Source organism: Agrococcus citreus (genome assembly GCF_039527715.1).
In the GTDB taxonomy this organism is placed as follows: Bacteria; Actinomycetota; Actinomycetes; order Actinomycetales; family Microbacteriaceae; genus Agrococcus; species Agrococcus citreus.
Map to the genome: position 1 here is coordinate 335,326 of NZ_BAAAKK010000003.1, position 8,283 is coordinate 343,608.

7 protein-coding genes are annotated in these 8,283 nt (G+C 75.7%); 1 reads left to right on the forward strand and 6 read right to left on the reverse strand.

All coding sequences use genetic code 11. The features are described from left to right. Window positions 1–45 precede the first annotated feature (45 nt). The 6 genes from ABD106_RS07010 to hutH form a co-directional block, all read right to left on the reverse strand. Entirely contained in the window at window positions 46–1,191 is a 1,146-nt protein-coding gene (locus tag ABD106_RS07010; protein ID WP_343918783.1) for an FAD-dependent oxidoreductase, read from the reverse strand. After that, window positions 1,188–1,898, reverse strand: a complete 711-nt coding sequence (locus tag ABD106_RS07015; RefSeq protein WP_343918797.1) for a methyltransferase domain-containing protein — start codon at window positions 1,896–1,898, stop codon at window positions 1,188–1,190. Before ABD106_RS07015 ends, ABD106_RS07010 begins: the two co-directional genes overlap by 4 nt. Before the next feature lie 13 nt (window positions 1,899–1,911). Beyond that, a complete protein-coding gene (locus ABD106_RS07020; RefSeq protein ID WP_343918785.1) occupies window positions 1,912–3,057 on the reverse strand; it encodes a type III polyketide synthase in 1,146 nt (381 codons plus the stop codon). A gap of 34 nt (window positions 3,058–3,091) precedes the next feature. Continuing rightward, the gene (hutI, locus tag ABD106_RS07025) at window positions 3,092–4,246 is read right to left on the reverse strand and encodes an imidazolonepropionase (RefSeq protein ID WP_343918799.1); all 1,155 of its coding nucleotides are present in this window, start codon (window positions 4,244–4,246) and stop codon (window positions 3,092–3,094) included. Window positions 4,247–4,334: 88 nt separating this feature from the next. Continuing rightward, window positions 4,335–5,987 carry a urocanate hydratase gene (gene hutU, locus ABD106_RS07030; protein WP_343918801.1) on the reverse strand — a complete coding sequence of 551 codons (1,653 nt, stop codon included), beginning with the start codon at window positions 5,985–5,987 and terminating at the stop codon, window positions 4,335–4,337. Further along, window positions 5,987–7,630: a histidine ammonia-lyase gene (gene hutH / locus ABD106_RS07035; protein WP_343918787.1), complete on the reverse strand. Its 1,644-nt coding sequence runs from the start codon at window positions 7,628–7,630 to the stop codon at window positions 5,987–5,989. The genes hutU and hutH overlap by 1 nt, the downstream gene beginning before the upstream one ends. Window positions 7,631–7,826: 196 nt before the next feature. Here hutH and ABD106_RS07040 point away from each other — a divergent pair. After that, window positions 7,827–8,283, forward strand: a 457-nt coding sequence (locus ABD106_RS07040) for an IclR family transcriptional regulator (protein WP_343918789.1), incomplete at its 3' end; no start/stop codon positions are given.

Sequence of the window (8,283 nt, forward strand, 5' to 3'; positions counted from 1 at the left end):
ACGGCCTGAGGACACGATGACCCGAGGGCACGACGATCTGAGGGCTCAGAGCCCCCGCATCGTGAACGCCGCGGTCACCGCGGACCGCCCCGGCTCGACCGCGAGCGCGCGGACGAGCGCGAGCCGCAGGGCGAGCCGGCGCGCGCTCACGGGCGCCCCCATGGCCATGTTCCACCGCGCTCGGCGCATCGCGCGCACCGCCGCCGGGCGCCGCGCGCGCTCGTAGCCCGCGAGCGCATCGCCGTCGCCCGCGGCCGCGGCAGCGAGCGCGCGGTCGAGCGCGACCGCGTCGAGCCAGCCGAGGCTCATGCCCTGCCCGCCGATCGGGCTCACCTCGTGCGCGGCGTCGCCGACGAGCACGATCCGGCCGAGGCGGAAGCGCGCGGCGAGGCGCTGCCGCGCGACGAACGCGCTCGTCGGGGCCTCCGCCGGCAGCCGGGGCGGCTCGACGAGCCGCTCGTCGAGGATGCGCTGCAGCGCCTCCGTCGTCATGCCCGGCTCGGGCGCGGGGAGCCGCGCGACCCAGCGCCGCAGCCCGCCCGGCATGGGGAACGACTCGACGATCCCGTCGGCCTCGAGGTGGAGGAGCGCCGTCGCCGCGGCGCCGGTCGCGTCGGGGGCGTCGGCCATCGCGTAGCCGCCCATCCCTCGGTGCGGCTCCATCGGGATGCCGAGCAGCTGCCGGACGGGGCTGCGGATGCCGTCCGCCCCGACCGCCCACCGGGCGCGCACGGCTGTGGTGCCGCCCGCGCCTCGGGTCGAGAGCGCGACCCCGTCGCGCGACTGCGCGATCGCCACGACCTCGGAGCCCTCTCGCAGCGCGCCGGGCGCGAGGGTCGAGAGTCGCGCGCGCAGCAGCGCCTCCGTGCGGTGCTGCGGCAGCGCGAGGATCGGCCGGTCGTCGAAGCGCAGCCGCGCGAGCAGCCGGCCGCCGCTGAGCGCGACACCGGAGCGGATGCGGATCGCCTCCGCCCGCACGGCTGCGCCGACGCCCGCGGCGTCGAGGGCGGCGAGACCCGGCGGGTGGATGCCGATCGCGCGCGACGTGCGTGCCGGCTCGGCCCTCCGCTCGAGCACGACGACGTCCATGCCGCGCTGCGCGAGGAGGCACGCGAGCAGGAGCCCGACGGCGCCCGCGCCGACGATCGCGACGTCGTGGCCGCCGGAAGGTGCGTCGTGGACGCCGGTCACGGCATCCGCCGCACGAGCTCGAGCCGGGACGGCACACCCGTGCGCACGCTCCAGCCGGCCGGCGCGGCTGCCGCGAGCTCGGCGGGCGTGTGGCTGCGGCGGATCGACGTGAGCCCGTCGGCCCTGATGTAGGTGCGGCGCAGCAGCGTCGGCTCGAAGGGCAGCGTGCCGGCCGCGAAGCCGAGGTAGCCGAGCGCGGAGCGGGCGATGTCGGCGTGCACCGCGACGCCGCCGGGGGCGAGCAGCGCCTCCGAGTCGGCGAGGATCGCGCCGAGCTCGCCGGCCGTCAGGTGATGCAGCACGTGGTTCGAGATGACGACGTCGAAGCGCTCCCCTGCCGCGACGAGGTCGCCGGTCGCGGCCTGCCGCAGCTCGAGCCCGGGCACGGGCGGCCGGCCGCGCGCGAACGCGATGGCGCGCGCGTCGGGGTCGATCGCGACCACCTGGAGCCGGCCGCCGTCGCGCGCGGCCCAGCGCAGCATCCGCCTCGGGAGGTCGGCGCCGCCCGTGCCGACGTCGAGGAGGCGCACGGTCGCGCCCGCCCGAAGCCGCGGGCGCACCCAGCGACGGTAGATCGCGCCGCGGCCCGAGACGACGGCGTTCACGAGGTCGAAGCGCGCGTAGGTGCGCGCGAGCACGACCGGGTCGCAGTCGGGCGCGTCCATGAGCTCGCGCGCGTCGGCGTCGCGCTCGCGCAGCCACCCCATCCGCACGGGCGGTTCAGCCCCTGACGGTCAGGAGCGCCGACTCGACGGTGAGGCCGGGACCGAACGCCATCGCCGCGACCCGGTCGCCGTCGGCCGCGGCCGGGTCGCGCAGGATGCGGTCGAGCACGAAGAGCACGGTGGCGCTCGACATGTTGCCGTAGTCGCGCAGCGTCTCGCGCGCGGGCACGAGCTGCGACTCGGCGAGCTGCAGCGTCGACTCGACATGGTCGAGGATGCTGCGGCCGCCCGGGTGGATCGCCCAGTGCTCGATGGCGCCCCCCACGGCGCCGTCGCGGAGCGCGCCGACGAGCGGCGCCTCGGCCTCGAGCAGCGGCTCGATCGCACCCGTGATGTGCTCGCCAATGAGCGACGGCACCGCGTTCGACAGCACCATCTCGAAGCCGTGGTCGCCGATCCGCCATGCCATCGCGCCTTCGCCCTGCGGGGTCGTGCGGGTGGCGAACGCGTCGAGCTCGAACGCGCGCTCCCCCGGCTCGGGCTCGCGCGAGGTGACGAGGCCCGCGCCGGCGCCGTCGCCGAAGAGCGAGGTGGCGACGATCGTGTCGGGGTCGTTCGAGGTGCGCAGGTGGAGCGTGCACAGCTCGACGCTCACGACGAGCACGACGGCCTCGGGGTCGGCCTGGCACAGCTGCGAGGCGAGCCGCAGCGCCGGCATCGACGCGTAGCAGCCCATGAAGCCGAGGTGGTAGCGCTGCACACCCGCGCGCAGCCCGAGGTCGCGCGCGAGCACGAAGTCGGGGCCGGGGGCGTAGAAGCCGGTGCACGAGACGGTGATGACGTGGGTCACGTCGGCCGCCTCGATGCTCGGCACGGCGTCGAGCGCCGCGCGGCCCGCCTCGACGTAGAGCCGCGTCGCGTGCTCGGCGTAGCGGTCCATGCGCACGCTCGTGCCCGGGTCGAGCAGCAGGCCCGACTCGCGGTCGTAGAAGCGGGGCTCGTCCAGTGCGGGCCCGTCGAGCGTGAGCTCGTCGAGCACCGTGTAGCGGCGCTCGATGCCCGAGAGCCCGAACGACGTCGAGACGATGCGCTGCGCGAGCCGCGACAGGCCCGGCTGCGAGCCGAACACCTGCTCGACCTCGGTCTGCACGAGCTGGGTCGGCGGCACGGCCGTCGACAGGCCTCTCAGGAGCACGCTCATGCTCCGGAGCGTACGGGGGACATCCTGGGCATCGCTAGGGAATCGGGCGCTGCCCGACGACCGGTTCGCCCGCGCGCCAGACGGCGTGCACGAGGGGCACGCCGGGACGGTACGCGAGGTGCGCGATCGAGGGCGCGTCGAGCACCTGCAGGTCGGCGCGCGCGCCGGGGCGGATGCGTCCGAGCGGCGGCAGCGCTCGGCCGCCGGCCGTGGTGCGGGGCGCGTCGCGGTCGAGGGCGACGGCGCCGCCGAGCGTGGCGGCGCGCACCGCCTCCTCGATCGTGAGCCCCATCTGCAGCACCGCGGTCGCGACGCAGAACGCCATCGAGGTCGTGTACGACGTGCCGGGGTTGCAGTTCGTCGCGATCGCGACGACCGCGCCGGCGTCGAGCAGCCGGCGCGCCGGCGCGAGCGGCATGCGCGTGGAGAGGTCGCACGCGGGCAGCACCGTCGCGACCGTGCCGCGGCCGCCCTGCCAGCTGTCGGCGAGCAGCGCGACCTCGTCGTCGTCGAGGAACGCGACGTGGTCGACGCTCAGCGCGCCGAGCTCGACGGCGAGCCGCACGCCGGGCCCGGGGCCGAGCTGGTTGCCGTGCACGCGCAGCGCGAGGCCGCGAGCGCGCGCCGCCTCGAGCACCCGTCGCGACTGCGGCTCGTCGAAGGCGCCCCGCTCGCAGAACACGTCGACGGCGTCGACGAGCGGCGCGACCGCCTCGAGCATCGCCCCCGCGACGAGGTCGACGTAGTCGTCGGCCTCGGCGCCGGCAGGCACGAGGTGCGCGCCGAGGAAGGTCACCGAGTCGGCCCGGCCCGCCGCGATGCGGGCGCTGCGCAGCTCGTCGGCGACCGTGAGCCCGTAGCCCGTCTTCGTCTCGAGCGCGGTCGTGCCGCCGCGCAGCGCCTCGTCGGCGAGCCGGTCGAGGTTCGCGGCGAGCTCCGCGTCGCTCGCGGCACGGGTGGCGGCGACCGTCACGCCGATGCCGCCCGCCGCATACGCCGCGCCCGCCATGCGCGCCTCGAACTCGGCCGAGCGGTCGCCGGCGAACACGAGGTGGGTGTGGCTGTCGACCCAGCCGGGCAGCACCGCGCGGCCAGCGACGTCGACGCGCTCGTCGGTCGCGGGCGCATCCGCCGCGCTGCCGACCCACGCGATCGCGTCGCCCTCGAGCACGACGGCCGCGTCGCGCATCCGCCCGAGCTCGTCGTCGTTCGTCGTCAGCTCGCCGATGCCCGTGATGAGCGTCGAGCGCCGCGGGGGTCCTGCCGGCGCGGCCACGTCAGCGCCGCATCGGGATCGGGATGCCGCGCTCGTCGGCGGCGGCGATCGCCTCGTCGTAGCCGGCGTCGACGTGGCGGATGACGCCCATCGCGGGGTCGTTCGAGAGCACGCGCTCGAGCTTCTCGGCGGCGAGCGGCGAGCCGTCGGCGACCGTGACCTGCCCCGCGTGGATGGAGCGGCCGATGCCGACGCCGCCGCCGTGGTGGATCGAGACCCAGCTCGCGCCCGAGGCGGTGTTGACGAGCGCGTTGAGCAGCGGCCAGTCGGCGATCGCGTCGGAGCCGTCCTTCATGGCCTCCGTCTCGCGGTAGGGGCTCGCGACCGAGCCCGAGTCGAGGTGGTCGCGGCCGATCACGATGGGCGCCGAGAGCGTGCCGTCGGCGACCATCTCGTTGAAGCGCAGCCCCGCGCGGTGCCGCTCGCCCGCGCCGAGCCAGCAGATGCGCGCCGGCAGCCCCTGGAACTGCACGCGCTCCTGCGCCATGCGGATCCAGCGCGCGAGGTGCGCGTCGTCGGGGAACAGCTCGAGGATCGCCTCGTCCGTCCTGCGGATGTCCTCGGGGTCGCCCGAGAGCGCCGCCCACCGGAACGGCCCCTTGCCCTCGCAGAACAGCGGGCGGATGTACGCGGGCACGAAGCCGGGGAACGCGAACGCGTCGTCGAAGCCGCCGAGCAGCGCCTCGGCGCGGATCGAGTTGCCGTAGTCGAAGACCTCGGCGCCCGCGGCCTGGAAGCCGACCATCGCCTCGACGTGGCGCGCCATCGATGCGCGCGCGCGCTCGGTGAAGCCCTCGGGGTCTCGCCGCCGCTCGGCGTCCCACCGCTCGAACGCGATGCCCGATGGCAGGTACGCGAGCGGGTCGTGGGCGCTCGTCTGGTCGGTCACGACGTCGATCGGCGCGCCCATCGCGAGCAGCTCCGGCACGACGTCGGCGGCGTTCGCCCGCAGGCCGATCGAGAGGGGGCGGCCCGCGTCCCTCGCCTCGACGGCGCGCGCGAGCGCATCCTCCACGTCGGTCGCCTCGACGTCGAGGTAGCGGTGCTCGATGCGGCGGGCGATGCGGCTCGGGTCGACGTCGATGCAGATCGCGACGCCGTCGTTCATCGTCACGGCGAGCGGCTGCGCGCCGCCCATGCCGCCGAGGCCGGCGGTGAGGGTGATCGTGCCGGCGAGGCTCTCGCGGCCGAGCTTGCGGGCGACGGCGGCGAACGTCTCGAAGGTGCCCTGCAGGATGCCTTGCGTGCCGATGTAGATCCAGCTGCCGGCCGTCATCTGGCCGTACATCGTGAGCCCCTCGGCCTCGAGGCGGCGGAACTCGGGCCACGTCGCCCAGTCGCCCACGAGGTTGGAGTTGGCGATGAGCACGCGCGGCGCCCACGGGCTCGTGCGCATGACGCCGACCGGACGGCCCGACTGCACGAGCAGCGTCTCGTCGTCCTCGAGCGCCTGGAGCTCGCGCACGATCGCGTCGAACGAGGCCCAGTCGCGCGCGGCCTTGCCCGTGCCGCCGTAGACGACGAGCTCGTCGGGGTGCTCGGCGACCTCGGGATCGAGGTTGTTCTGCAGCATCCGCAGCGCGGCCTCCTGCTGCCAGCCCTTCGTGTGCAGCTCGCTGCCGCGGTGCGCTCTGACCTCGCGTGCGCCGTCCATCATCGGTCCCCCTCGTCGGTCGGTTCGGTGGCGGTCACGGCGGGTCGCCGGCCCGCCTGGAACGCGTGGTCGCCGTCGGCCGCCCACGAGCGGACGCGCTCGAGCAGACCGGCCGCCTGCAGCACGCTGCCGTTCCACACCTGCAGCCGCGTCGCCTCGATGTCGCGAGCGAGGAAGCGGTCGGGCCCGACGCCCGGCACGAGCTGCCGCAGCCGCTCGATCACCCTGCCCGTGCGCGACCCCGGCGGCTGCTCGCGCAGCTCGATGCCGCGTGCGGCGGTCATCACCTCGATCGCGAGCACCCGCTCGAGGCCGTCGATCGCGCGGCGCAGCTTGCGCGCGGCGCCCCAGCCCATCGAGACGTGGTCCTCCTGCATCGCGCTCGACGGGATCGAGTCGACGGACGCGGGCGCGGCGAGCCGCTTGAGCTCGGAGACGATGCCCGCTTGCGTGTACTGCGCGATCATGAGCCCAGAGTCGACCCCCGGGTCGTCGGCGAGGAACGGCGGGAGCCCGAACGAGCGCGACGGGTCGAGGAAGCGGTCGCTGCGGCGCTCGCTCATCGAGGCGACGTCGGCGATGCCGATCGCGAGGAAGTCGAGCACGGCCGCGATCGGCGCGCCGTGGAAGTTGCCGTTCGAGACGACGCGGCCGTCGGGCAGCACGACCGGGTTGTCGATCGCGCTCGCGAGCTCGACCTCGGCGACGCGCTCGGCGTGCGCCGCGGTGTCGCGCGCGGTGCCGTGCACCTGCGGCGCGCAGCGCAGCGAGTAGGCGTCCTGCACGCGGGTGTCCTCCGGGCCCTTGTGGCTCGCGACGATCGGGCTGTCGGCGAGCAGCGCCGCGATCTGCGCGGCGCTCGTCGCCTGCCCCGCGTGCGGCCGCAGCGCCATGAGGTCGGCGGCGAAGGGCGCATCGGTGCCGAGGAGCCCCTCGACGCTCATCGCGGCGGCGAGGTCGGCCGTGTCGAGCAGCCGGTCGAGGTCGGCGAGCGCGAGGCACAGCATCGCGAGCATGCCGTCGGTGCCGTTGACGAGCGCGAGCCCCTCCTTCTCGGCGAGCACGACGGGGGTGAGGCCCGCCTCCGCGAGCGCGCGCGACGCATCCATCGTCACCGTCTCGACGGTGTGCGGCTCGGCGCCCGGGCGCTCCACCTGCACGGGGCCCTCCCCCATCGCCGCGAGGGCGACGTGCGAGAGGGGCGCGAGGTCGCCGGAGCAGCCGAGCGAGCCGTACTCGCCGACCTCGGGCGTGATGCCCGCGTTGAGCATCGCGGCGTAGAGCTCGGCCGTCGCGCGGCGGATGCCCGTGCGGCCGGTCGCGAGCGTCTGCAGCCGCAGCAGCATGAGGCCGCGCACGACCTCGCGCTCGACCGGCGCTCCGCTCGAGGCGGCGTGCGAGCGGATGAGCGACTGCTGCAGCCGCGTGCGGTCGGCGGGCGCGATGGCCGTGTTGGCGAGCGCGCCGAACCCCGTCGAGATGCCGTAGTGCGGTCGCGGGTCGGCGGCGAGGGCGTCGATCACCGCGCGCGCGGCGTCGATGCGCTCGAGCGCGGCGGCGCTCAGCTCGACGCGCGCGTCGAAGCGGGCGACCTGCACGACGTCGTGCCGGCTGAGCGGGGCGTCTCCGATGATCACTGGCATGCCCCCATTCCACCGCCGACCGCTGCCGCGCGCATCCGCTCGATGGCCGATCCCGTCTGAGATCTCAGACTCGGCTACGCTCGCGGTCCGTGGGGTGGTCACGACACGCCGTGCGCGAGCGTCTCTGCACGGCGTGTCGTGACCACCCTGCCGCCAGCGGGTCGGAGGCGGGGACGGCGATAGAGGGGTGGGGCACATGGGGATGCCGCGGATGCCGGCGGCCCGCAGCGCGCTGCGCGTGCTGTCGCTGCTGGCCGAGCAGGCGGGGCCCGTGCGGGCATCGACGATCGCCCGCGAGCTGCAGCTGCCGCGATCGAGCGCCTACCAGCTGCTGCAGGTGATGCGCGACGAGGGCTTCCTCGTGCACTACCCCGAGCTCGGCGCGTGGGGCCCGAGCGCCCGGGTGCAGCGGATCGGCTCGCGCGTGGCTGCCGCGACCCGGCTCGAGCGCCTCGCGCAGCCGATCCTCGACCGCCTCGTCGCGGCCTCGACCGTGCCCGCGACGAGCCACCTCGCGGTGCTCGCCGGCAGCGACGTCGCCTACGCCGGGCGGGGCGAGGGCAAGCGCTCCCCCGTCACCGTCTCGCGAGTCGGCGTGCGGCTGCCCTCCGTGCGCACGGCCACCGGCCGGGCGATGCTCGCCGCGCTCGGCG

What these genes read in the sequence shown, in the direction of transcription:
- ABD106_RS07015 (WP_343918797.1), bottom strand. Translation starts at nt 1,898, where the DNA reads ATGGGGTGGCTGCGCGAGCGCGACGCCGACGCGCGCGAGCTCATGGAC.
- ABD106_RS07020 (WP_343918785.1), bottom strand. Translation starts at nt 3,057, where the DNA reads ATGAGCGTGCTCCTGAGAGGCCTGTCGACGGCCGTGCCGCCGACCCAG.
- hutI (WP_343918799.1), bottom strand. Translation starts at nt 4,246, where the DNA reads ATGCGCGACGCGGCCGTCGTGCTCGAGGGCGACGCGATCGCGTGGGTC.
- hutU (WP_343918801.1), bottom strand. Translation starts at nt 5,987, where the DNA reads ATGGACGGCGCACGCGAGGTCAGAGCGCACCGCGGCAGCGAGCTGCAC.
- hutH (WP_343918787.1), bottom strand. Translation starts at nt 7,630, where the DNA reads ATGCCAGTGATCATCGGAGACGCCCCGCTCAGCCGGCACGACGTCGTG.